We start from the raw sequence: 23,260 nt of genomic DNA, 5'->3' as shown, positions 1-23,260 counted from the left end.
GTGTCGGGTTGCGCCAGGTGGGGCGACGCGGTGGAGGCATGGGCCTGCCTTTCTCGGTTGCGGCGAGGCGCGACCGGAGCGTGGCGCAACGCCGCAGGTGTCAGTCGGACACGGTCGGGCCGGGCTTGCCGCCGGCGAGGCCGTGCCAGCGCCGGCGCAGGGCGAATGCGGCCGACTTGGGCTTGCGGTCGCGGGTGAAGACGCCCTTCTTGTTGCCGTCGACGCGGTGGATGCCGGCGGACGTCTGGAAGTCGGCGAAGTTCCAGACGTGTTCGCCGACGAACTCGGGGATGCGGTCGAAGACCCGGTGGTACATGGCGAGGAAGTCGCTCTGGTACTCCTCGCTCCACGGAGCGTCCCAGACGGAGTGCAGTCCGGGCTGGGTGTCGGCACCGTACTCGGACATCATGACGGGCTTGCCGAACCGCTGGACCCAGCCGCGCAGGTCCTGTTCCAGATACCCCTCGGCGGTCGCGAGGTCGCCGGTGAACAGGTACCAGCCGTAGTAGCGGTTGATGCTGAGCACGTCGAACAGGTCGCCGATCTGGTCGTTCTGCGGGGTCGCGAACATGACGGCGGAGTAGGTGAGGGGCCGGGTCGGATCGAGTTTGCGGGCCAGTTCGACCAGCGGCTCGAAGTAGTCGCGCGCGCCGTCCTCGTTGGAGGCGGGCTCGTTGGCGAGCGACCACATCACCACGCTCGGGTGGTTCTTGTCCCGCTCGATCAGCTCCCGCAGGTGCTGGGCGTGGACTTCCCGCGTGGTTCCGCCGAAGTTCTCCGGCGCGAAGGTGGGGGTCGGCGGGACGCCGGTGAGCCCGCCCTGGACGCCCAGGTTGAGGCCGACGGCGGCGGTCTCGTCGATGACGACGATGCCGTGCCGGTCGGCGAAGTCGAGGACCTCCTCGGCGTAGGGGTAGTGCGAGGTGCGGAAGGAGTTGGCGCCGGTCCACTCCATGAGCTGGAAGTCGTGGACGAGGTAGGCGTCGTCGTGGCCCTTGCCGCGGACGGGGGTGTCCTCGTGCTTGCCGAAGCCGGTGAAGTAGAACGGTTCGCCGTTGACGAGGAACTGCGTGCCGCGTACCTCGACGGTGCGGACGCCGAAGGCCTGGGTGTAGCTGTCCACGGTCTCGCCGTCCACGGCCGGCTCCACGACGAGGTCGTAGAGGTAGGCCGCGCCCGGCCGCCAGAGCGTGACGTCCTCGATGCGCAGGACGCCCTCGGTGCCCTGTCCCTCCGCGACGATCCGGCCGGACTCGTCGACCGCGCGTACCCGCACGGTGACCGTGTCGGCGTGCTCGCCGCCGATCTCCACGCGGTAGGCGGCGGTACCGGCCGCGCCGTCCCGTCCGGTGACGACCGTGACGTCCTCGACGAAGGTCTTCGGAGTGCAGTACAGGCGGACCGGGCGCGCGATGCCCGCGTAGTTGTAGAAGTCGTGCAGGTAGGACTGCCGTTCGCGCCCGTCGGGACCGGCCGTGACGGTGCCGGGCGGGATGGTCACGTTCGTCAGCCGGTTGTCGACGGCGACCGTCAGCCGGAACTCCGCGCCGGGCTCGACGACCCCGGTCAGGTCCGCCTCGAACGGCGTGTAGCCGCCGGTGTGCTCGGCCACGAGCCGTTCGTCCACGTAGACCTGCGCGGCGTGGGTGACGGACCCGAAGCGCAGCACCACGCGCTCGTCGGTCCACCCGCGTGGGACGCGTACGTCGCGCTGGTACCACACCACGCCGACGTGGTCACGGATCTCCGCGTCCACGAACAGGTCGTTGTAGCTGGCGGGGACGGCGACTTCGAGGGGCGTGGCGAGCCGTGACGTCCAAGGGGTGGCGCCGGCCCGGGTGCCGAGGGCGAACCGCCAGAGGCCGTCGAGACCGACGACGTCACGGGTGGGGCTGGTACGGGGCGAGAGCATGGGGATTCCTACCGGGTGTTCGGGGTGGTCGGGGCGGCGTGCGTCAAGCCGTTTCACCGGCGTCCGCGAGGAGCGTGCTGCCCGTCATGAACGCCGAGAGGTCGCTGGCACAGAACAGCACCACCCGGGCGATGTCGTCCGGCACGCCGAGTCGGCCCAGCGGACCGGGCTGCATCACGGACATGATCGCTTCGGAGTCCACGCCGGCCGCCGCGGCCGCCGCCAGGTTCCCCTCGGTCGGCACGAACGTCGGCGCGACACCCAGCACCCGGATACCGAACGGAGCGAACTCAAGGGCGAGTTGACGGGTGAGGCCACGTGCCGCGTGCTTGGAGCCGACGTACGCGGCGAGCCCGGGGGCGGTCCCGCGGAACCCGGCCGTGGAGACGACGTTGACGATGACGCCCCCGTGCCCGGCCTCGCTCATCCGCCGCGCGGCCTCCCGGGAACCGAGGAAGACGCCGCGGGTGTTGACGGCGAACACCTCGTCGAAGGCCTTGTCGGACATCTCCAGCGCGGGGACGCTGGGGAAGATCCCGGCGTTGTTCACCCAGATGTCGACCCCGCCCAGCTCCCGGACCGCGAGGTCGGCGACGGCCGCGACGCTGTCGGAGTCGGTGACGTCCAGATGGGCGGCCAGGGCACGGCCCCGGCCACGGGCGCCGAGTTCCTCGGCGGCGGCGGTGGCCAGTTTGTCCTGGATGTCCGCCACGAGCACGTCCGCTCCGGCTTCGGCCAACCGCTCGGCGACGGCCCGGCCGAGCCCCTGGCCCGCGCCGGTCACGACGGCGCGTCGTCCGTTCAGCGAGACGAGCTCGGCCAGGGACTTGGCCGAGACGTCGGGTACGGATACCTGCACGATGTGTCCTCCGTGTGGGGGGGGTCAGATCCGGCCGCGGCGGGCGGTCTCGCCCAGCCACGCGAGAGAGGGCTTGGGCCGGCGCTCGAACGTCTCGCGGTCGACCGCGACGAGACCGAACGTCGGCGCCCAGTGGCCCCACTCGTAGTTGTCGAGCAGGCTCCAGTGCAGATAGCCGCGGACGTCCACGCCGTCGGCGATCGCCTTGCCCAGGTGCTCCAGAGCTTCGCCCGTGTAGGCGATGCGGCGGGTGTCGTCGCCGATGGCGATGCCGTTCTCGGTGATGAGAATCGGCAGGCCGTCGGTGACCTCGGCGGTGTGCCGTACCGCGATGCTCAGGGCGTCGGGCCGGTAGGCGGTTCCCACGAGCGTGTTGTCCGGGTGCGGCGGGTAGGGCTCGATGCCGTCCGGGCCGACCCACTGACTGGAGTAGGACTGCACGCCGACGAAGTCGTCGCCGCGCGACCCCTCCAGGTAGAGGTCCTCCCAGACGTGCTCCAGCTCGCGCTTCTTCTCCTCCGCGCCGGGGCGGGCCACGAAGGCGCGGTTGGCGACCGTCCAGCCGACCTTGGCGCCGGTGCGCTCGTGCAGCACCTTCCGTGCGGCGTGGTGCGCCTCGACGAGCCGCTCGCCGATCGCCGTGTCGGGCGCGGGCAACTGCGGGCGGGGGCCCTCGTTGTCGAGGGTGGGGCTCTGCCACTCCCCGCCGGCCTGCGCGCTCTGGAAGGCCCGCGCCATGCCGACCATGATGGCCAGCATGTTCGGCTCGTTCATGGTGACGACCCACTGGACGCCGTCGAGGATCGGCGCGACCGTCTCCACGTAGGTCCGGAACCGGTCCACCGCGCGGTCGCCGAGCCAGCCGCCCTCCTGGGCGAACCAGAGCGGGCTGGTGAAGTGGTGCAGGGTCACGACCGGCGTCAGACCGAGTTCGAAGGCTGTTTCGATCATGCGCCGGTAGTGGGCGAGTTCGGCGCGCGAGACCAGGCCGGGGAGCGGCTCGATCCGAGCCCATTCGATACCGAAGCGGTAGGCGTTGAGCCCGGCGTCCGCGAGCAGCTTCATGTCCTCGCGGTACCGGTGGTAGCTGTCGCAGGCGTCGCCGCTGCGCTCCATGCCCGGGATGCGTCCCTCGTTCGCCCAGAAGTCGCTGTTGAGGTTGTTGCCCTCGATCTGGTGCGGTGCGGTGGACGCGCCCCAGAGGAATCCGGGAGCGAGTTCGGTCATCGTCGACTGCCTTCCTGAGTGCCGATGGTGACGGGCCCCGCGGCGCGCCGACCAACTGTTACCATGTGGTTGGTTTTCGCTGGAACGTAATCCGAGATCGAGGGCCGGGGAAGGCTGCCGGGGTGTTTCGTAATCCGAGCGTTACATTCGGGCGGTCGCCGACGGGAAACGACACGGTGCCGCCCGGCCTCCCGGTGTGGTTCCTCTCATCGAGAAGAACGAAACTCCCCGTGGTTGAAACTCCGTTTGCGGCATGCCAGAGTTGCCTTCTCCTCAGGGAGATCATAGTTCTCCACCGGGAGGCGGTGCAGGCGTCGGCATGACGCACGACGGCACCTCGCGCACCTTTCCGGCTGTACGTGAAGCCGCATCACGTTTGCCAAGGCTGACCGCGCGCCCGCCGTCGGAGCCGTCCGCCGGACCCGGATCGCGCCCACACCCCGAGAACTGGAGAGAATCCTTGATACGCAGACGAGCCATGCTGTTCGCCGTGCCGTTGTTGCTGGCGGTCGGGTGCGGTGCGCCCGCCGCGACCCATACGGCCACCAACTCGCAGGGAGCGCCCGTGAAGGCGATCGCCGCGCGGGCCGTCCATTCGACGGGCAACGCCGCGTCGACGACAGGTTCGGCTTCGGACGACGCGCCCGCACCGACCGGAACCATCGTCATGGTCAAGCTCTACGTCGGCACCCTCGATGCCGCTGAGCGGTTCTACGGCAACGTGTTCGGTGCGAGGTTCGCCGTCGCGCAGGGCGACAACGTGCACATCGTGGTGTTTCCCAGTGGGGGGCCGGGGCTGGTGCTGATCAAGAAGGGCCCCTACGACAGGAAGAAGCACGGTGCGTTCATCATCCAGGTTCCCGACAAGGACGTCGCGGAGGCGCGCGCGGTCGCGAACGGCGCGAGAATCCAGGCCGAGTTCGAGGGGCCGGACGGTTCCCGGTCAGTCGACGTCCTCGATCCGTGGGGCAACCAGGTCGAGATCCTGCAGCGGGGCTGAGTCCGGCACCCGGCGTTGCGTGCCGCGTGCGGCAAGGCGCGCTCCGCCAGGTGGCACGGCCGTGAGGACCTCGCAGGTTCCAGGGGGCCGGGTCGCGGGGGCCGTGGTGCGGATGCCCTCGATGATCGCCCTGGCCTCCGCCTCGTGGTCGTACTCCCACAGGTTCGCGGACGGCCCGGAGCGGGTCGGGCGCCGTGGTCGGGCGCGTCCGACCACCGTTGCGCGACTGCCGGACCGTGTGCATCGGTCCGTTGTCCGTAGGTGCCGGCACGGCTCCACCGTCACACTCCGGGCCCTGTCCGGACGCGCCAGTCGCAGAGACCGCAGCCATGATCAAGCTGCGCGCCGGCACGCCCGAACCGGTGACCCGGCGGCTTCCGTTCACCTGAAGCCGCCGGGTCACCGGGAGAAGCCGCCGTCAGGAGACCGGCTTGAGCTGCCAGAGCTGGCAGTCGTTGGTCAGCCAGGTCCACTGGCGGACGTCGGTTCCGTCGGCGGTACCGCAGTTGGCCACGTCGGCGACCTTGCCGCTGTTGACGTTCACGAGACGGACGTAGCCGGTCTGGGTGTACACCAGCTTCCACTTCTGGCAGTTGTTGTTCAGCCAGCTCCACTGCTGGATGTTGGTCCCGTCGGCAGTGCCGCAGTTGCTGACGTCGAGGACCTTGCCGCTGCCCGCGTTGGTCACGCGGTTGGTCTCGTTGCCGGGGTCGGAGAAGGTCCACTTCTGGTTGGCGCCGCCGTTGCACGTCCACAGGTTGACGTCGGCGCCGTCGGCGGTGCTGGACTGCGAGACGTTCAGGCACTTGCCGCTGTGCTTGTTGACGAGGGTGTACGCGGCCGGGGTGGTCCCGGTCTCGCCGGACGGTTCGGCGAGCGACGTGCCGAGGGCGACCGGAGTGCCGAAGTCCGGGGTGCCGTCGGCGTTCCAGGTGAACTGCTGGGCTCGGGTGGTGCGGTTGTTGCCGCAGCCGCCGTTGGCCGCGCTGTTGGCGTGGTAGACGATCCAGTTCTGGGTGCCGTCGGGCGAGGTGAAGAAGCCGTTGTGGCCGGGCGCGTAGACGCCGTTCGTGTCACTGCGCTGGAACACCGGCGTCGCCGACTTCGTCCAGGAGGCCGGGTCCAGCGGGTCGCTGCCGGTCAGTTCCAGCTGGCCCAGCTTGTAGTCGGCGGTCTGGCAGCTGCTGGCCGAGTAGGTCAGGAAGGTGCGGCCGTTGTGGTACAGCGGCTCGGGTCCCTCGTTGACCGGGCTGCCCACCTTCTCCCAGTCGTAGGTCGGGCTGGAGATGACCGTGAAGGCCGAACTGGACAGCGTGTACGGGTTGGACATCGGCGCGATGACCAGGCTCTGCGCACTGCCGCCCACGAAGCCGCTGCCGACCAGGTAGAGGTTGCTGTTGTACTCCAGGACGCTGGCGTCGATCAGCCAGCCGCCCGGCGTCAGGTTGGAGCCGCTGAGCTGGTTCTTGAAGGTGTAGGGGCCCAGCGGGTCGGTGCCGGCGCTCTCCAGGACGTCGGTGCGCTGGGTGTCGCAGCAGGCGGCGCCGGACTGGGCGGCGGAGTAGTAGAGGTACCAGTGACCGTTGAAGAGGTGGATCTCCGGTGCCCAGATGTTGGCGTTGCGGCCTGCGGTGTCGTCGTGCCAGATCAGCACGTTCGGGGCCGTGTTCAGACCGGCGAGGGTCGGGGACTCGCGCATGAACATCTCGTTCGTGAACGAGGTGGTGATCAGGTAGAAGTTGCCGTCGTAGTACTGGAGCCAGGGGTCGGCTCCGGCCCTGGACTTGAGCGGGTTGGCGAAGGTCGCGCCGTCGGCCGCGCCCGCGGGCTGGGCGAGCGCGGGGACCAGCAGGGCGACCAACGCGGCGAACAGGACCGGCAACAGGGCCCTTCCGGGTCTGGGACGCGTCATCGGGTCTCCTGACGAGGTGGCGGATCGAGGAGGGAGGGGTCGTTCTGGTCAGCGGGTGACGGCGGCTGTGTCCGGATTGCCGTAGTAGGCGTCGGGGCCGTGTTTGCGGGTGTAGTGGCGGGCGAGCAGGTGGGGTGGGGGCGGAGCGGTCGGGGACAGGGACAGAGTGTGGAGGGCGATGTCGGCGACGGCCTCGCAGATGATCGCGTGCTCCAGGGACTTGCGTGCGGTCGTGCCCCAGGTGAACGGGCCGTGCCCGGCGACCAGCGCGGCGGGCACCTCGACGGCCTTCCGGTCGTCGCCGCCGAGCAGGTCGACGATGACGTGGCCGGTGTTGTACTCGTAGTCCTTCGCGCACTCCGCCGGGGTGAGGTCGCGGGTGACGGGGATCGGCCCGTTGAAGGTGTCCGCGTGGGTGGTGCCGAGGACCGGGACGTCCCGGCGGGCCTGGGCGAAGGCGACGGCGTGGGTGGAGTGGGTATGGGTCACCCCGCCGACGGAGGGGAAGGCCAGGTAGAGACAGCGGTGGGTCTCGGTGTCGGTGGAGGGGCGCAGGCCGCCCGCCACCACCGCCCCGTCGGACAGGCGTACCGTCACCAGGTCGTCGATCGTGAGCCTTTCGTACGGCACTCCCGACGGCTTGATGACGAAGACCCCCGCCTCGCGGTCGACTCCGCTGACGTTGCCCCAGGTCAGGGTGGCGAGCCCGACCTGTGGGATGGCGAGATTGGCCTCCAGGACCTCCTGGTGAAGGCCTGTCCGGACGGTTGTGGTCATGGTGCTTTCCCTTACGGACGGTTTCAGAGGGCCTGGGCCAGTCGGTGGTAGGCCGCGTTCCAGCGGATCTCCTTGGCCAGCTGGTCGACGGAGGTGTTCTCGTCGACCGTCAGAAGTTCCACCCCGGTCATGGCGGCGAAGTCGCTCAGCGCCTCCCGGTCGACGGCGGTGCTGAGCACGGTGTGGTGCGGGGCGCCGGCCAGCAGCCAGCTCTCCGCGGACTCCGCGAACGACGGGCGCGGTGTCCATACGGCGCGGGCGACGGGCAGCCGGCGCAGTGGCTGGCTCGGTGCGACCACGTCGACGGCGTTCGCGGTGAGGCGGAAGCGGTCGCCGAGGTCGGACAGGCCGACGACGAGGGCGGGCCCGGGAGCGGCGTCGAACACCAGCCGGACCGGGTCCTCGCGGTCGCCTATGGACAGCGGGTGGATCTCGCAGCTGGGGCGGCCGGCCGCGATGGAGGGGCAGACCTCCAGCATGTGGGCACCGAGGATGCGGGGCTCGCCGGGGCCGAGGTGGTAGGTGTAGTCCTCCATGAAGGACGTGCCTCCGGGCTGCCCCTGGCCCATGACCTTCATCGTGCGCAGCAGGGCGGAGGTCTTCCAGTCGCCCTCGCCGCCGAAGCCGTACCCGTCGGCCATCAGACGCTGGACGGCCAGACCCGGCAGCTGGCGGAGGCCGCCGAGGTCTTCGAAGTTGGTGGTGAAGGCGGTGAAGCCGCCCTCGGTGAGGAAGGCACGCAGCCCCAGTTCAAGGCGGGCCGCGTACATCAGCGAACCGTGGAGGATGCCGTCCGGCCGCAGGGCGGGGACGACGTCGTACGAATCCAGGTATGTGGCGGCGAGTTCGGCGGCCGCCTTGTCCTCGACCTCGTCGACGACCGCGACGAGGTCGTTCACACCGTAGGTGTTGACCGAGTAGCCGAAGCGCAGCTGCGCCTCGACCTTGTCGCCCTCGGTGACGGCGACGTCGCGCATGTTGTCGCCGAACCGGGCCAGCCGCAGCGTACGGGCGGCGTGCCGGCCGGCGGCGGCCCGGCTCCAGGCGGCGACGCGGCCCACGACCCGGGCGTCGGTGGCGTGACCGGCGACGATCTTGCGGTTCACACCGACCCGGGACTCGATGTGGCCGAACTCGCGGTCGCCGTGGGCCGCCTGGTTGAGGTTCATGAAGTCCATGTCGATGCTCGGCCAGGGCAGCGACAGGTTGTACTGGGTGTGCAGGTGCAGCAGCGGCCGGTCCAGGGCGCTGAGCCCGGCGATCCACATCTTGGCGGGTGAGAAGGTGTGCATCCACACGATCACCCCCACGCAGGTGTCGGAGGCGCTCGCCTCCTGGCACATCCGCCGGATCGACTCGGCGTCGGTGAGGACCGGCTTCCACACGATCCGCAACGGGATCGCGGGGGCGGCGTCGAGCCTTTCGGCGATCTGCCGGGACTGGTGGGCGACCTGCCGCAGGGTCTCCTCTCCGTACAGGCCCTGACTGCCGGTGAGGAACCAGACCTCGTGGCTGTCGTACGGCTGTGCTGCGGTGCTCATGGCTGTTCCTCTCGGTGGTTCTCTGGTTACGCGGCCGCCTCGGCCCGGATGCGGCGCAGGCGGTGCATGACGTCGTTGGCTCCGCGCCCGAAGTAGTCGTGGAGCCGCCGGTACTCGGCGTACAGCCGGTCGTACGCCGCGGCCCGCCCGGGGTCGGGGAGGTGGACCCGGCGGTGGACCTTGCCCATGGCGCCGGCGGCGGCCCGGATGTCGGGGTACGCCCCGGCGGCGACGGCGGCGTGCATGGCGGCGCCGAGGGCTGGGCCCTGCGTGGAGCCGATGATGCTCAGCGGGCGCCGGGTGACATCGGCGTAGATCTGCATCAGCAGGGCGTTCTTGGTCAGGCCGCCCGCGATGATGAGCTCCGTCACCGGGACCTCGGCGGCCTCGAAGGCGTCGATGATGGTGCGCGTGCCGAACGCGGTCGCCTCCAGCAGCGCGCGGTAGACGTCCTCGGGTCGGGTGGACAGGGTCTGGCCGACGACGACACCGCTGAGGTCGTGGTCGACCAGGACGCTGCGGTTGCCGCTGTGCCAGTCCAGGGCGATCAGCCCGTGCTCGCCGACCTTCTGCCCGGCGGCCAGGTCGGTGAGGTAGTCGTGCGCGTTCTGGCCGAGAGCCTCGGCCTTCGCGGCGTACTCGGCGGGGAAGCCGGTACGTACGAACCAGGCGAAGATGTCGCCGACACCGCTCTGTCCGGCCTCGTAGCCCCACGTCCCGGGCAGGATGCCGCCGTCGACGACACCGCACATGCCGGGGACGGTGCCGTACTGGTCGGAGCTCATGACATGGCAGGTGGAGGTGCCCATGATCGCGACCATCCGGCCCGGTTCGACGGCCCCCGCCGCAGGTGCGGTCACATGGGCGTCGACATTGCCCACGCAGACCGCGATGCCCTCCGGCAGCCCGGTCCAGGCGGCGGCCTCCGCCGTCAACCGCCCGGCGCACTCGCCGAGCCGGCCGATGGGGTGCTCCAGCTTGCCGGTGACGAAGTCCGCGAAGTCCGGGTTCAGGGCCGCGAGGTACTCACGGGAGGGGTACAGACCGTTCTGGTACTGGCCCTTGTAGCCGGCCGTGCAGGCGTTGCGGACGTACGTCCCGCACAGCCGCCACACGATCCAGTCCGCCGCCTCCAGCCACCGCTCGGTGCGCCGGTAGATCTCCGGGTCCTCCTCCAGCACCTGCAGCGCCTTGGCGAACTCCCACTCCGAGGAGATCTTGCCGCCGTACCGCTCCAGCCACGGCTCCTTCAGTTCGGCCGCCAGTGCGTTGATCCGGTCCGCCTGGCCCTGTGCCGCGTGGTGGCGCCACAGCTTCACATAGGCGTGCGGGCGGCCGGCGAGTCCGGGGAGTTCGCACAGGGGGGTGCCGTCGTCGAGCGTCGGCAGGACGGTGCAGGCCGTGAAGTCGGTGCCGACGCCGATGACCTGTTCGGGCCGTACTCCGGCGCGGGCGAGGGCCTCGGGTACGGCGGTCCGCAGGACGTCGAGGTAGTCCGAGGGGACCTGGAGCGCCCAGTCGGGAGGCAGCCGGGTGCCGTCGGGCAGCGTCCGGTCGAGGACGGCGTGCGGATAGGCGTGCTCCGCCGACGCCAGTTCCGCGCCGTCCCGGACTCGTACCACCATGGCGCGGCCGGACAGGGTGCCGAAGTCGACTCCTACGGTGTATGTCTCCCCGGCCATGGTCTCCTCGGACATGGTGGCCCTCCTTCTCGTATGACGGTCGATCGATATCCCGATTCGCGTTCGAGATCTCGAACAAAAGTGATGTTGTTTCTGTACGGCCGTAAGGGGCCGGGGCCCGGCCGTGAACCGGGCCCCGGTACGGGTCAGTTGACCCGGACGACCTGCCAGAGTTCGTCGTCCGCGCCGGTGTCCGTCGACTGGACGATCAGCGCACCGTTGGCGGTGGAGGCGGAGGCGACGTCCGCGACCAGTCCGCTACCGGAGTTGACGAGCTTGAAGTAGCCGTTGCCGGCGTCCGTCAGCGTCCACTGCTGGGAGGTGGCGCCGGAGGACGAGTTCTGCACGATGGCCGCGCCGGACGAGGTCGAGCCGTTGGAGTCGAGGTACAGACCGCTGTTGACGTTCTTCACGGTCCACGCAGCCCCGCCGCCGGCCGACGTGAACGTCCACAGCTGGCAGTTGTTGGCGGTGTTCACCCACTGGCCGGCCTGCTTGCCCACGGTGGTGGAGGCGCCGGGGATCTCCAGGAACTTCCCGCTGTTCTTGTTGATCAGCCGGTACTGGCCGGTCGACAGGGTGGGCAGGGCGGTCTGGGTGAGGTTCCAGCGCTGGCAGGCGCAGCCGGTGTCGGACCACTGCCCGGCGGCGGTGCCGACGGTGGTGGAGGCGCTGGGGATCTCCAGGTACTTGCCGCTGATCCGGTTTGTGGCGGTGAAGCCGCCCGCCGGGTTCGGAGCGACCGCCCACTCGTGGTCGAGGGTGCCGTTGTCGTCCCACTGCAGGACCTTGGCGCCGTTGGCGGTGGACTGGTTCTGCACGCCCAGGACCTTGCCGCTGGCCACGTTGAAGATCTTGAAGTAGCCGGACGTCTGCTGGACGAACTTCCACTTCTGGTCGGAGGCGTTGTCGGCGTTCTGCTGGGTGGCGTTGACGCCGTTGGTGGTGGAACCCCCCACGATGGCGAGCATCAGGTGGCTGTTGGCGTTCGACGCGGTGTAGGTGGCGCCGTCGGAGATGCCGCCGCCGAGGTCGATGGTGCCGTAGCTGACGGGATTCAGGCCGGTGCTGGTCAGGTGCCCGCCGCTGAGGACCAGCAGGCTGTGGCCGTCGGCCAGCGGGAGCAGGCCTCGGCTATAGCCGCCGGGGACGGTGGAGGCGATGCGCGTCCACGTGTTCGCGGCGCCGTTCTGCGTGTTCAGGAACAGGTCGTCGCTGCTGTTGGCGCTGACCACCAGGGTACCGTTGGCGCCGCCGGTGGGCAGCCAGGTGATGTACGGGGAGCTCTTGGGCTGGGTGCCGTCGGTCGCCTTGAGCGCGATGCCGGTGGCGGAGCCGAAGGCCTCCGGGTCGGAGGAGATCTTGTAGTAGACGGCGAAACCGCCCTCGGGAGCGCCCCAGAACTCGTACGTCATCACGTAGTTGCCGTTGGGCAGTTTGGCGACCACGGGCATGCCGGGCCGGTCGCCGTACGTCGAGGTGGCCACGTCGTCGACCACGGAGCCCCAGGTCACGCCGTCCGTGGAGACCTGGTGGACGATCTTCTGGCCGTGGTTGGGATCACGCTGGTCGGAGTAGTACGCGATCAGCTTGCTGCCGGACACCATCAGGAACGGCTCCCACACCGGCGTCTTGCCGTTGGTGGGGTCGGCCTCGCCGCCGGTGGCGATGGTGCTGACGTAGGACCAGCTGACGCCGTGGTCGGTGCTGGCGTACAGGTCGAGCGAGGTCGAGGACAGGTCGTTCGGGATGGAGTTGCCCGCGGCCAGGATGGTGCCGGCCGGGAAGCTGCCGATCTGGGTGGGCAGTTCGTACAGGAATGGCTGGTAGCGCATGCCGAAGCCGTTGTGGGTGTCGCTGATGCTGGAGATCTGGCTCCAGCTGTTGCCGTTGTCGGTGCTGCGGTAGATCGGGAAGACGGGGGTGCCCGAGCTGTACTGCTCGAACGTGGCGAGCAACGTGCCGTTGGACGAACCGCTGTACTGCAGGCGCAGACCGCGCGGGTAGAGAGAGCCGGGCGACGGGGAGCCCGCCGGCGGCGTGTACATCGTCTGCGAGGCACGCGAGATCGCGTGCGCCGGGCCGGCGGCGGGCAGGACGACGGCGATCGCGGCTGCCAGCAGGGCCAGCAGCAGAGTGATCGCCTGGGGTCTGGTGACGGAGCGCCGAGCGGCGCGATCCTTGGTGGTGGGCATGGTGCGGCTCCCGATGACTGTCCTAGGAGGAGAGCGGAAGGTGGTGCTGGACCCGCCGCCCGCGCCGAGGAGAAGGGAGAGCGGGAGCGGCGGGCGTTGAGGGGGTCAGCCGGCGCGGCGCAGCCGGACGACGTTCCAGGAGACCGGCGGCAGCTGTACGGCGAGCCGGCCGTCGGTGACGGGGGAGGTGCCGGCTTCGCGCGGGTGTACGCGGTCGGGGTCTTCCTGGGTGTTGGTGGCACGGAGGTCGGGGTCGCTGAGCACCGAGTGCGCCACCGGCTCGTAGCCGGGGAAGCCCCGCAGGTCCAGGGCGAGTTCGACGTTCTCGCTCCGGTGCCGGTTGACGGCGAGGACGGTGAGCTCGTCGGGGCCGTCGGCGCCCGCGATGTGGGTGGCCACGGCGTCGACGACCGGTACCTCGCCGAAACGGTTCGTCTCGTACGTCGGCGAGACCGGTTCCACACGCAGGACGGTGCCCCGGGCGTGCCGGGCGGCCTGGGCGAAGGGGTGGAAGGTGGTCTGCCGCCAGCTCGGGCCGCCCGCCTCGCTGCGGATCGGGGCGATGACGTTGACCAGTTGGGCGAGGGAGGCGGCGGTGACGCGGTCGCTGTTGCGCAGCAGGCTGATCAGCAGGCCGCCGACCACGACGGCGTCCGCGACGTTGTACTCGTCCTCGATCACGCGCGGGGCGACGGCCCATTCGGCGGGCTTGCCCTGCGCCTCGAAGCGCGTGTTGTACCAGACGTTCCACTCGTCGAAGGAGAGGTTGATCCGCTTCTTCCTGCGCTGCTTGGCCCGGATGTGGTCGGCGGTGGCGACGACCGACTCGATGAAGCCGTCCATGTCGACCGGGGAGGCCAGGAAGCTGCCGAGGTCGCCGTCGAGCTCCTCGTAGTAGGCGTGGCAGGAGATGTAGTCGACCTGGTCGTAGGCCTCCTCCAGGACGGTCGCCTCCCAGGCGCCGAAGGTCGGCATCGAGGAACTGGAGCTGCCGCACGCGACGAGTTCCAGTCCGGGGTCGATCATGCGCATCGCGCGGGCGGTCTCGGCGGCGAGCCGGCCGTACTCGGCGGCGGTCTTGTGGCCGGTCTGCCAGGGGCCGTCCAGCTCGTTGCCCAGGCACCACATGCGGATGTTGAAGGGGTCCCGGGCGCCGTTCTTGATCCGCTGGTCGGACCAGGCGGTGCCGCCGGGGTGGTTGCAGTACTCCAGCAGGTCGAGGGCCTCCTGGACGCCCCGGGTACCGAGGTTGAGGGCCATCATCGGCTCGACACCGGCCTGCGCCGCCCAATTCGTGAACTCGTGCAGACCGAAGGCGTTGGTCTCGGTGCTGTGCCAGGCGAGATCGAGACGGGTGGGCCGCTCGGCGACCGGGCCGACGCTGTCCTCCCAGCGGAAGCCGGAGACGAAGTTCCCGCCGGGATAGCGGACGGTGGTCACGCCCAGCTCGCGCACCAGGTCCAGGACGTCACGGCGCAGCCCGTCCTCGTCGGCGAACGGATGGCCGGGTTCGTAGATGCCGGTGTAGACGCAGCGGCCCATGTGCTCGACGAACGAGCCGAAGGTCCGGGGGTTCACGTCGGCGACGCGGAAGGCGGGGTCGACGGTCAGGGACGCGTGCAGCATGAAGGGCGCTCCGAGAGGTGCGTGTAAGAAGAAGAGGGGGAACGGGCCGGTCCGCCGGGTTACTTGAGGCTTCCGACGGTCAGACCGCCGCGCCAGTACCGCTGGAGGAGGAGGAAGGTGACCACCAGCGGCAGGATCGCCACCAGGGAACCCGCGATGACAAGGGTGAACAGCGCGTTGGCTCCGGACTGGATCAGCGCCCCCTGGTACCAGGACTGCAGGCCGACGGTGAGCGGGAACAGCTTGTCGTTGTTGAGCATCACCAGCGGCAGGAAGAAGTTGTTCCAGGTGCCGACCATCGAGAAGAGCAGCACGGTGACGAGGGCCGGCTTCAGGGTGGGCAGCGCCACCGACCACAGCACGCGCAGTTCCCCGGCCCCGTCCATCCGGGCCGCCTCCAGGAGTTCGTCGGGCAGGGACTCCTGGACATAGACCCGCACCAGGTAGACGCCGAACGGGTTGAGCAGCGAGGGCAGGATGACGGCCCACATGGTGTTGGTCAGCTCGACCTTGCTCAGCAGCAGATAGGTGGGGATGGCCAGCGCGGTGGCGGGCACCATGATGGCGCCGAGGAGGCTGGAGAAGAGCAGGTTGCGGCCGGGGAAGCGGTACTTGGCGAAGGCGTAGCCCGCGAGGGTCGCCACGGCGGTGGCTCCGACCCCGCTGACGCCCGCGTAGATCGCGGTGTTGCCCATCCAGCGCAGGTACTCGCCGTCGTCGTAGGTGAACAGCTCCCGGACGTTGGTGAAGAAGGAGCCCGGCGAGTGGAACCACAGGGCTGCGGTGGAGAACAGCGCGTCGTTGTCCTTGGTGGCGGCGACGACCAGCCACCAGAACGGCATCAGGAAGTAGAGGATCATCGCCACCATCACCACGTTGACGGTGATGCGTCCGCGAGCGGCGGACGGACGGCGAGCGGCCTGAGGGCCCATGACGGATGCGGGTGCGGCGGCGGTTGTCACTTCAGTCCGCTCCTCTTGCGCGTGGCGAACAGGAAGATGTAGGAGCCGATGAAGACCACCGCTCCGAGGGAGAAGGAGATGGCGGCGGAGTAGTTGAACTCCGAGTACTGGAAGGCCAGGTTGTAGGCGTACAGGTTCGGTGTGTAGTCCGGGGTGATCACCGAGGACGCGGTCGGCTCCAGCACCCGCGGTTCGGTGAAGAACTGCAGGGTGCCGATGATGGTGAACATCAGGGTGAGCACCAGCGCCGAGGAGATCATCGGGATCTTGATGCGCAGGGCCGTCTGGATCTGGCCGGCGCCGTCCAGCTTCGCCGCCTCGTACACCTCGCGCGGCAGGCCCTGGAGCGCGGCGTACAGGACGATCATGTTGTAGCCGGTCCACTGCCAGGTCACGATGTTGCCGAGCGAGGTCAGCATCAGGGAGTGCCCGAGCAGGTCGACCTTGCCGAGACCGAGCGCGCCGCTCAGGGAGTTCACCGGGCCGAAGGTCGGGCTGTACAGGAAGCCCCACATCAGGGCGCCGATCACCGCGGGGACGGCGTAGGGCATGAAGAGGGTCATCCGGAAGACCTTGGCGAGCCGACTGCTCACCTCGTCGATGATCAGCGCCCCGAGCAGGGCCAGGCCCAGCATCACCGGGATCTGTACCACGCCGAAGACGACGACCCGGCGCACGCCGGACAGGAAGTGCGGGTCCGTGAAGGTCTGCTTGTAGTTGGCGAACCAGCTGAAGTGGTCGCCGCCCACCAGGGTGGAGGTCCGAAGGCTCAGCCAGAACGCGTAGCCCAGCGGGGCCACCAGGAAGGCCAGGAACAGCAGCAGGAACGGGGTGACCAGGAGCAGGCCTGTGCCCTGGTGCCGGGTACGGGTGGACACCCCTGCGGTGCGCCGGCCCGCGTCCGGGACGGTGGTGCGGGCACCGCCGCCCTTCGCGGCGGGTGGGCGCAGGGGCGCGGCCACCGCCGGTCCCTGCTGTCTGAGCAGGCTCATCACTTCTCCTTGCGCTTCTCGGGGGCCCCGCCGGCACCGGTGCCGGCGGGGACGGAGGGGCTTGAGGTCCCCGGCCGGCTACTGGTTGACCTTGAAGCCCTGCTTGTCCGCGTAGGAGGTCACCTGCTGCTGGACGTTGTCGTTCACCGACGACCAGTCGCTCTGGCCCTGGAGGGCCTTGCCGACCTCGGCGGTGTCGGTGTTGTAGGCGAAGTCCTGGAACGGGCTCCAGTCGAAGGCCCCGATGCCGTTCGCGGCGGGCACGAACACCTTGTTGATCTGCTGGCCGCCGAAGAAGTCGTACTTCTTGTCCCCGAAGTACGAGCCGTTGAGGATCGGCTTGGACAGCGGGAAGAGGTAGGCCTGGTCGATGCCGATCTTCCAGGCGGCCGCGGAGGTGCCGAACAGCTCCCGGGCGACCTCGGTGGCCTCCTTCGGGTGCTTGGTCTGGGAGGTCACCGAGAAGCTCGAACCGCCCCAGTCGCCCTGCGCGCTGTCACCGGCCGTCCACTGCGGCAGCGGGGCCACTCGCCACTTGCCCGAGGTCTTCGCGGCGACGCTGGAGAGGTAGCCCGGCCCCCAGCCGGCCGCGATGTAGGTGGCGTACTTGCCGCTGCTGAGGCCGTTGTAGAAGTCGGTGGTGGCGTACGACTGGGTGTCGACCAGCTTGTTCTTCACCAGGTCGCCCCAGTAGGCGTACACCTTCTTGGCGTTCGCGTCGTTGAGCTTGACGCCGATGTCCGGGAGCTTGCTCGCCGAGTAGGTGTAGGGGCGCGAACCCGCCTGCCACATCAGACCCTGGCGCCAGCCGCCGGCCGTCTCGTCGCTGCCGAAGTCGGTCAGGTAGGCGTTCGGGTCGGCCTTGTGCAGCTTGGCGGCCTCCTCCTTGAACTCAGCCCAGGTGGTGGGGACCTTCAGGTGGTACTTCTTGAACAGGTCCGCGCGGTACATCATGGCCATCGGGCCGCCGTCGACCGGGATGGCGTACACGTGGTCGCCGTCGGAGGACTGCTTCCAGGCCCAGTCGACGTAGTTGTCCTTGTCGTCGTTCGCGCCGTACTTGCCCATGTCGAGCAGGCCCTTGGTGAGCTGGATGGTCGGCAACTCCTGGAACTCCAGCATGACGACGTCGGGGGCGCCCTGGCCCGCCTTCAGCGCGGTCTTCAGCTTGGTGTACTCGTCCTGGCCCACACCGGCCTGCACCCAGTCGACCTGGACGTCCTTGTGGGTCTTGTTGAACTCCGCCACGACCTGCTTGAACTGCGGGTACCACGCCCACACCTTGATGTGCACCGGGCCGTTCGACGCCGAGCCGGAGTCGCTGCCGCCTCCGCCGCAAGCCGCGAGAAGCACGCCGGCGAGGGTCGCGGAGGCCGTCGCGACGGCGGCCCGCCGGAGGGACGCGGGCACTCGGTGTCCGGCGCGGGTCGGAAGCTGTCTGCTGGACGACATGTGCATTCTCCTGGGTGAGGTGCCTGAGGGGCGTAAGAGGGGACGAAGGAAGAGAGAGCGCGGCGGGACGGGCGCCGTCCGCATAGCGAACATCGTTCGATATTTCGGACGAGGAGAAAGGGGGTGTTGTCAGGCGTCGGGGAGTAAAGAAACGAGCGTCACCGCGGCTCCTACTGGTTGCAATCCACCAGCTGCGCAGCAGAGTTGTAGAAGCGGGCCCGATCAGCCCCCCGGGCCTCTGTTAGGCTCTGCAGCGCTGCAAAAGTGTTAACCGAGGGATTGCCACGCTGCAAGAGGCTGGCCGAAACTTTCCTCTAACAACTCCGACCGGGATGAAGGTGACCTATGGCGAAAGGCGTCACACTCCGCGACGTCGCGGCCCTGGCCGGCGTCTCCAGCCGCACCGTGTCCAACGTGGTCAACGGCTACGCGCCGGTCTCGGAGGGCACGCGCGAGCGGGTTCAGCGGGCCGTGGACGAACTCGGCTACCGGCCCAACGTTCTTGCCCGCAACCTGGCCGCCGGCCGCTCGGGCCAGATCGCGGTGGTCGTGCCCTATCTGGACACGCCGTACTTCGCCGAGCTGCTGCAGGGCATCATCCGCGCGGCCCGGGTGCGCGGGTACAACGTCCTGATCGACCAGACCGACGGCGACGCCGAGCACGAGAAGATGTTCCTCGCCCGTGGCTCCCAGCAACTGCTCTTCGACGGCGTCATCTTCAGCCCGCTGGGCCTGGCCCAGTCCGACCTGTCCGAGCGCGACGCGAACCTGCCGCTCGTCGTGCTCGGCGAGCGGGTGAGTGACGGAGGCTTCGACCACATCGGCATCGACGACGTCACCGCCTCCCGCGAGGCCACCGAGCATCTGCTCGACCTCGGCCGCCGCCGGGTCGCCGCGATCGGCGACCAGCCCTACCGCACGGGCGAGGCGGCTCAGCTCCGCACCCGCGGTTACCGCCTGGCACACGAGCGGGCCGGAATCCCCGTCCGGGAGGAGTACGTCATCTCCACCCCCCGCTTCAACCGCTCCGACGGAGCCACGGCCATGGCTCACCTTCTCGACCTGGAGGAGCCTCCGGACGCGGTCTTCTGCTACAGCGACCTGGTCGCCCTCGGCGCCCTGCACACCCTGGCCTCGCGCGGACTGCGCGTCCCGGAGGACGTCGCCATCGTCGGCTACGACGACATCGAGGACGCCCGTTACTCCAACCCGCCCGTCACCACGGTCTCGCCGGACAAGAAGATGATCGCCGAGACGGCGGTGGATCGACTGTTCAGGCGGATCGGCAACCCGACCCCCGTGCCCGGCATGGAGATCCGGGCCCCGCACCGGCTCATCCCCCGCGCGAGCACGATGGGCCGACAGGCCCCCGCTTCGGAACCGCACCCGGCAGACGGGCCGTGAGCACCCTGCCCGGCAGGCGGGGAGTTCGCCGCCACCGAGGTCGGGGAACTGCTGCACCGGCCGACGGGAATGCACGGCGACCACGGCGACGTGAGCGGATCCGGAACCACGGCATGCGTGCGGCTGACGGGCCGCTGCCCTCAGGGTCTTCCGGCGGAGCGCGGCCACCGCCGGGAATGCCGCTCCGTTGCGTGAGGTGGCCGTGTCGGCGTTGCGCGGCCTGGGGGCGACCGCACATCTGGTGATGGTGGTCGACCGAACGGAGGTCCGGGCGTGGGCGGCTGTCACCGGCCGGTCCGCTCCGGTCGCGTCCGCCGTCACCGAGTTCCCCGATGTCCTCGTCGCGCTGGGGACACGACACCCCGGCCTGCGGGGATTCGCGGCCTCTCACGCCGAGGCGCAGGCCGCCGCACGCGTGGCCGAGTTGAACCCATACGCGGCCAGCGGCGGGCAGGTCGTGGACCACCACGACGTTCGCCTGGTGGCGCTCCTCACCGCCGAACCGGGCGACGCGCTGAGCTTCATGCACGACGAGCTCGGCAGGCTGGGCGACAGCGGGGAGACGCCGCGCGTGCTGCGGAAGACCCTGCGGGCGGACCTGGAGTGCACCTGCAGACCGCAGGACGCGGCGCGCACGCTGTTCGTGGCGAAGAACACGGTCATCTACCGCGTCAGGCGCGCGGAGGAGCTGCTCGGACACGGCGTCAGGATCCGGCAGCTCGAACCGGGCGTAGCCCTGCGGCTCGCTGCCGTCATCGGCCCGGACGCCCGCCCCGCTGTGCCGACCGCGTAACCGGTCGCCCCGCGAGGTGTTGGTCCGCCGGCGGGCTCAGCCTCCGTCGACCGCCGGCGCGGTGTCCTCGCGCAGTACGTCGGCGACGGTGGTGCGGGCCAGTTCGCTCAGCAAGGCGCTGCGTGCCCGCCGGTCCAGCGCGAGGAGGCTGCGGTGGACGCGTCGGCCCGCGGGGCAGTCCGGCTGCGGGGCGTGCATGCCCAGGACCGGGTCCTCGCCGTTGAGCGCCAGCCAGACCATGGCGAGGTCGATCCGCTCCGGGTCGTGTTCGAGCATCCAGCCGCCGCGCGGGCCGGGCTGCGAGCGGACCAGCCCCGCCGTGCGCAACTGGCCGAGGATGCGGCGCGCGTGCGCGGCGTTGGTCGCGGGGCTGACGGCGAGGGACTGCGAGTCCCGCCATTCGCCGGGAGCCCCGGCGAGCAGGGTGAGCAGGTGCACGCCGACCGCGAACTGGGTGTTCGTGGGCTGTGCCATGAGTTCATGGTACGGCCCGCACGGAAACCGTACCTGCTGCTGTTACAGTTTGATTCGTAAGCGCCGCGGTTTCGAATTAGCCGGCGCTGGAGCACAGCACAGCGACACACACCTAGGGAGAATCCCCATGGCGACCATCACCGTCTTCGGCGCGACCGGCTACGCAGGCGGCCACATCACCGACGAGGCCCTGCGCCGCGGCCACGAGGTCATCGCGGTCAACCGCACCGGCTCCGCCGAGGCCCGCCCCGGAGTCACCCCCGTCGCCGGGTCCCTCGAAGACGAGGCCCTGGTGCGCGACCTGGCGGCCAAGTCCGACGTGCTGGTCGTCGCGGTCCGCGGCACCGTGGACGGGGAGCCGTTCCTGCTTCCGCTCGTCCCCTCGCTCCTGGCGGCGGCGGCCGAGGGCGGTGCCCGGCTCGGCGTGGTGGGCGGTGCGGGCAGCCTGCACGCCACCGAGGGCGGCCCGCGGCTGATCGACTCCCCTGATTTCCCGGAGGCCTACAAGGCCGAGGCGAGCTCGCACGCGCGAGCCCTGGAGGCGCTGCGGGCCACGGACACGGACGCGCACTGGTTCTACGTCAGCCCGGCCGCGGAGTTCGGCGCCTGGGTTCCCGGTGAGCGCACCGGCGCCTTTCGCGTCGGCGGCGACGTGCTGCTCTCCGACGCCGAGGGAAGGTCCTTCATCTCGGGCGCCGACTACGCCATCGCTTTCGTCGACGAGATCGACAAGCCCGCCCATCACCGGGCTCGCTTCAGCGTCGCCTACTGACCCGACCCGATCGCTCCGCCAACCCGACGTCCTCCGCGTGCCGTTCGTCGTCCTGGATACGGCCCGCGATGTCGCCGGGTGCCCTGCCCGTCCCGGCGCGCGGGGGCTGTTCTTGCGCTGGGCTCTGACGTCGTACAGCGCCACCGCAAGCTTTGGCCTGCGGGTACGAGCACGAGGTGGGTCACCGCGGACCGTCGTCGGACATCTGCCGGCGCGCCGGCAAGCGCCCGTTCGAGGCCGATGCCCGACGCCGGAGCCACGCGAACCCGACAGACCGGCGGGCGGTACACCGCCTTGCACCGTGAGTGCCACCGCACCGGCCTACGGCGCCATCGCTCGATTGAGCGGTGGCGCCACGCTCCTTGCGCCGGACTTGCCAGGGACGTCCGCACCGGCAGGACGCCGTCTTTCGGCGCGGGAGTGCCGGAACCCGGGCGGTGGGCGAACGCCGTGACCACGGAAGCTGTTTCGCCGGCGCCTGCTCCTTGCCGTAACCGCTCAGCTTGCGACGCGGGCTATGCCGACGTGCGTTCGCCGCCGTACTCGAGGTCCTTCCGCTCGCCGCGGTCCTGGCCGTCGGATCGGGCAAGTGTCTCGGAGGGCGCGACTCCGAAGCGCCGGCGATAGGCGGCGGAGAACCGGCTCAGGTGGGTGAAGCCCCAGCGCCCGGCCGCTTCGGTGACTCCCGCGGTGCCTGCCAGGAGTTCGGCGTGGACGCGCTCCAGACGCACGTTGCGCAGATACGTCATCGGGGTCACGCCCACGTGCTCCCTGAAGCCCTCCTGGAGGCGTCGCGCGCTGACGCCCGCCGCCTGGGCCAGTTCCCCGACGGTGAACGGGGTCTCGGGGTGTGCGTCGATGAGGTCGACGGCCTTGCGTACCGTCCGCGGGTAGGCGGGCGACTGCGGACGCAGCAGCTCCTCCGTGTAGTTGTGCGGTTGGGCCAGCAACAGGCCGCTCACCAGAAGGCGTTCGAAGTGGTGCTGGACCGGACGCCGGCCGATGAGCCCGTCTGCGCTGTCGGACTCGGCCAGCAGCAGGTCCAGGGTGTTGCGCCAACTGCGGCCCGGCGCGGTCGTCAGGTCGAAGCCGAACGCGAATTCCAGCGGAACCTGCAGCGGGTGGCCCAGGAGGGCCTGGAGTTCGGACTCGACCAGGCGTCGGTCGATCTTGATGCCCAGATGCCGCGCGTCGTTGCCACAGCTCAGCAGCCGGTGCTGCTGTGTGGGCGTGAAGACCATGGCGTCCCCCGCGGTGGCCACCATCTCCTGGCGGCCGGTTGCCGCCTCGATGGAGCCTCTCAGGACGACGTTGACGTGGTAGTGCGAGGGCGTCCGTCCGGGATCGACGCGCGTGCGCTGGCCGAAGGTCATCATGCCGACGGTGATGTGCTCGGTGCGTGTGCCCCGGAGCTCGCCGCCGGAGCCGCCGGAGCCGGACAGCGAGGTGACTTCCGCCGGATAGAACAGGTCGTTGAGGCGTTCACGGAAGTCCTCGAAGCCTGAATCGCGGCACAGCACGTGGCTCGCCAAGAGGGAGCGGCCCATGCTCCATTGTTATCCCCGCCGTGCTCGGCCAACAAGGGGTGAATGGCGGATTCCGGAAGGAAGTGCCAGGTCATCGGGTGGTTGAGAGCATTGTCACAAGTGAGGTGGGTGCGAGTCCTCCGCGCCTGCGACC

General features: G+C 69.8%; 18 protein-coding genes. 4 read left to right on the top strand and 14 right to left on the bottom strand.

The genetic code is table 11. The annotated features are described in order from the left end of the window. Positions 1-100: 100 nt before the first annotated feature. Genes uidA through ACFY0P_RS29510 form a run of 3 tightly spaced genes read right to left on the bottom strand, consistent with a single transcriptional unit; the run spans position 101 to position 3,998 of the window. Positions 101-1,912 carry a beta-glucuronidase gene (uidA, locus tag ACFY0P_RS29520; protein ID WP_388919522.1) on the bottom strand — a complete coding sequence of 604 codons (1,812 nt, stop codon included), beginning with the start codon at positions 1,910-1,912 and terminating at the stop codon, positions 101-103. A 43-nt stretch (positions 1,913-1,955) separates the two neighbouring features. Further along, the gene (locus ACFY0P_RS29515; protein ID WP_388919519.1) at positions 1,956-2,771 is read right to left on the bottom strand and encodes an SDR family NAD(P)-dependent oxidoreductase; all 816 of its coding nucleotides are present in this window, start codon (positions 2,769-2,771) and stop codon (positions 1,956-1,958) included. Positions 2,772-2,795: 24 nt separating this feature from the next. After that, positions 2,796-3,998, bottom strand: coding sequence for a glycoside hydrolase family 1 protein (locus ACFY0P_RS29510; protein WP_388919517.1), 1,203 nt, complete (start codon positions 3,996-3,998; stop codon positions 2,796-2,798). Between the two features lie 478 nt (positions 3,999-4,476). Here ACFY0P_RS29510 and ACFY0P_RS29505 point away from each other — a divergent pair, with 478 nt between their 5' ends. Continuing rightward, positions 4,477-4,998, top strand: a complete 522-nt coding sequence (locus tag ACFY0P_RS29505) for a VOC family protein (protein WP_388919514.1) — start codon at positions 4,477-4,479, stop codon at positions 4,996-4,998. 418 nt (positions 4,999-5,416) lie between these two features. On the opposite strand, the gene ACFY0P_RS29500 is transcribed toward ACFY0P_RS29505, so the two are convergent. The 9 genes from ACFY0P_RS29500 to ACFY0P_RS29460 all read right to left on the bottom strand — a co-directional run bounded on the left by ACFY0P_RS29500 (position 5,417) and on the right by ACFY0P_RS29460 (position 18,137). Continuing rightward, positions 5,417-6,910 carry a family 43 glycosylhydrolase gene (locus tag ACFY0P_RS29500; protein ID WP_388919511.1) on the bottom strand — a complete coding sequence of 498 codons (1,494 nt, stop codon included), beginning with the start codon at positions 6,908-6,910 and terminating at the stop codon, positions 5,417-5,419. A gap of 48 nt (positions 6,911-6,958) precedes the next feature. Further along, positions 6,959-7,687, bottom strand: coding sequence for an L-ribulose-5-phosphate 4-epimerase AraD (araD, locus tag ACFY0P_RS29495; RefSeq protein ID WP_388919508.1), 729 nt, complete (start codon positions 7,685-7,687; stop codon positions 6,959-6,961). 23 nt (positions 7,688-7,710) lie between these two features. Beyond that, positions 7,711-9,228, bottom strand: a complete 1,518-nt coding sequence (araA, locus tag ACFY0P_RS29490) for an L-arabinose isomerase (protein ID WP_388919505.1) — start codon at positions 9,226-9,228, stop codon at positions 7,711-7,713. A gap of 26 nt (positions 9,229-9,254) precedes the next feature. Beyond that, positions 9,255-10,925: a ribulokinase gene (gene araB / locus ACFY0P_RS29485; RefSeq protein ID WP_388919502.1), complete on the bottom strand. Its 1,671-nt coding sequence runs from the start codon at positions 10,923-10,925 to the stop codon at positions 9,255-9,257. A 131-nt stretch (positions 10,926-11,056) separates the two neighbouring features. Beyond that, positions 11,057-13,105 carry an RICIN domain-containing protein gene (locus ACFY0P_RS29480; RefSeq protein ID WP_388919499.1) on the bottom strand — a complete coding sequence of 683 codons (2,049 nt, stop codon included), beginning with the start codon at positions 13,103-13,105 and terminating at the stop codon, positions 11,057-11,059. Between the two features lie 105 nt (positions 13,106-13,210). Next, entirely contained in the window at positions 13,211-14,731 is a 1,521-nt protein-coding gene (locus ACFY0P_RS29475; RefSeq protein WP_388919496.1) for an alpha-N-arabinofuranosidase, read from the bottom strand. A 59-nt stretch (positions 14,732-14,790) separates the two neighbouring features. Further along, positions 14,791-15,693, bottom strand: a complete 903-nt coding sequence (locus ACFY0P_RS29470; protein ID WP_388919493.1) for a carbohydrate ABC transporter permease — start codon at positions 15,691-15,693, stop codon at positions 14,791-14,793. Beyond that, complete coding sequence (locus ACFY0P_RS29465; RefSeq protein WP_388919490.1) at positions 15,690-16,685, bottom strand: carbohydrate ABC transporter permease; 996 nt, start codon at positions 16,683-16,685, stop codon at positions 15,690-15,692. Before ACFY0P_RS29465 ends, ACFY0P_RS29470 begins: the two co-directional genes overlap by 4 nt. Positions 16,686-16,763: 78 nt before the next feature. Next, positions 16,764-18,137: an ABC transporter substrate-binding protein gene (locus ACFY0P_RS29460; RefSeq protein ID WP_388919487.1), complete on the bottom strand. Its 1,374-nt coding sequence runs from the start codon at positions 18,135-18,137 to the stop codon at positions 16,764-16,766. A gap of 345 nt (positions 18,138-18,482) precedes the next feature. Here ACFY0P_RS29460 and ACFY0P_RS29455 point away from each other — a divergent pair, with 345 nt between their 5' ends. Together ACFY0P_RS29455 and ACFY0P_RS29450 are read left to right on the top strand one after the other, a co-directional pair. Further along, positions 18,483-19,541 carry a LacI family DNA-binding transcriptional regulator gene (locus tag ACFY0P_RS29455; RefSeq protein ID WP_388919484.1) on the top strand — a complete coding sequence of 353 codons (1,059 nt, stop codon included), beginning with the start codon at positions 18,483-18,485 and terminating at the stop codon, positions 19,539-19,541. Between the two features lie 196 nt (positions 19,542-19,737). After that, positions 19,738-20,334: a helix-turn-helix domain-containing protein gene (locus ACFY0P_RS29450; protein WP_388920009.1), complete on the top strand. Its 597-nt coding sequence runs from the start codon at positions 19,738-19,740 to the stop codon at positions 20,332-20,334. A gap of 36 nt (positions 20,335-20,370) precedes the next feature. On the opposite strand, the gene ACFY0P_RS29445 is transcribed toward ACFY0P_RS29450, so the two are convergent. Next, positions 20,371-20,808 carry an Rrf2 family transcriptional regulator gene (locus ACFY0P_RS29445; RefSeq protein ID WP_388919481.1) on the bottom strand — a complete coding sequence of 146 codons (438 nt, stop codon included), beginning with the start codon at positions 20,806-20,808 and terminating at the stop codon, positions 20,371-20,373. A 127-nt stretch (positions 20,809-20,935) separates the two neighbouring features. On the opposite strand from ACFY0P_RS29445, the gene ACFY0P_RS29440 reads away from it, so the two are divergent. After that, positions 20,936-21,580 carry an NAD(P)-dependent oxidoreductase gene (locus ACFY0P_RS29440; protein ID WP_388919478.1) on the top strand — a complete coding sequence of 215 codons (645 nt, stop codon included), beginning with the start codon at positions 20,936-20,938 and terminating at the stop codon, positions 21,578-21,580. A gap of 515 nt (positions 21,581-22,095) precedes the next feature. Here ACFY0P_RS29440 and ACFY0P_RS29435 read toward each other — a convergent pair. Further along, positions 22,096-23,127 carry an AraC family transcriptional regulator gene (locus ACFY0P_RS29435; RefSeq protein ID WP_388919475.1) on the bottom strand — a complete coding sequence of 344 codons (1,032 nt, stop codon included), beginning with the start codon at positions 23,125-23,127 and terminating at the stop codon, positions 22,096-22,098. Positions 23,128-23,260: the final 133 nt, after the last annotated feature.

Source organism: Streptomyces sp. NPDC001714, from assembly GCF_042892755.1.
Lineage (GTDB): Bacteria > Actinomycetota > Actinomycetes > Streptomycetales > Streptomycetaceae > Streptomyces.
Note: the sequence above shows the minus strand (reverse complement) of the source record. Positions and strands in the feature narration are given on the sequence as shown.

Coding starts and splice junctions, on each gene's coding strand:
- uidA (WP_388919522.1), bottom strand. CDS start 1,912: ATGCTCTCGCCCCGTACCAGCCCCACCCGTGACGTCGTCGGTCTCGAC.
- ACFY0P_RS29510 (WP_388919517.1), bottom strand. CDS start 3,998: ATGACCGAACTCGCTCCCGGATTCCTCTGGGGCGCGTCCACCGCACCG.
- ACFY0P_RS29505 (WP_388919514.1), top strand. CDS start 4,477: ATGCTGTTCGCCGTGCCGTTGTTGCTGGCGGTCGGGTGCGGTGCGCCC.
- ACFY0P_RS29500 (WP_388919511.1), bottom strand. CDS start 6,910: ATGACGCGTCCCAGACCCGGAAGGGCCCTGTTGCCGGTCCTGTTCGCC.
- araD (WP_388919508.1), bottom strand. CDS start 7,687: ATGACCACAACCGTCCGGACAGGCCTTCACCAGGAGGTCCTGGAGGCC.
- araA (WP_388919505.1), bottom strand. CDS start 9,228: ATGAGCACCGCAGCACAGCCGTACGACAGCCACGAGGTCTGGTTCCTC.
- araB (WP_388919502.1), bottom strand. CDS start 10,925: ATGTCCGAGGAGACCATGGCCGGGGAGACATACACCGTAGGAGTCGAC.
- ACFY0P_RS29480 (WP_388919499.1), bottom strand. CDS start 13,105: ATGCCCACCACCAAGGATCGCGCCGCTCGGCGCTCCGTCACCAGACCC.
- ACFY0P_RS29475 (WP_388919496.1), bottom strand. CDS start 14,731: ATGCTGCACGCGTCCCTGACCGTCGACCCCGCCTTCCGCGTCGCCGAC.
- ACFY0P_RS29465 (WP_388919490.1), bottom strand. CDS start 16,685: ATGAGCCTGCTCAGACAGCAGGGACCGGCGGTGGCCGCGCCCCTGCGC.
- ACFY0P_RS29460 (WP_388919487.1), bottom strand. CDS start 18,137: ATGTCGTCCAGCAGACAGCTTCCGACCCGCGCCGGACACCGAGTGCCC.
- ACFY0P_RS29455 (WP_388919484.1), top strand. CDS start 18,483: ATGGCGAAAGGCGTCACACTCCGCGACGTCGCGGCCCTGGCCGGCGTC.
- ACFY0P_RS29445 (WP_388919481.1), bottom strand. CDS start 20,808: ATGGCACAGCCCACGAACACCCAGTTCGCGGTCGGCGTGCACCTGCTC.
- ACFY0P_RS29440 (WP_388919478.1), top strand. CDS start 20,936: ATGGCGACCATCACCGTCTTCGGCGCGACCGGCTACGCAGGCGGCCAC.
- ACFY0P_RS29435 (WP_388919475.1), bottom strand. CDS start 23,127: ATGGGCCGCTCCCTCTTGGCGAGCCACGTGCTGTGCCGCGATTCAGGC.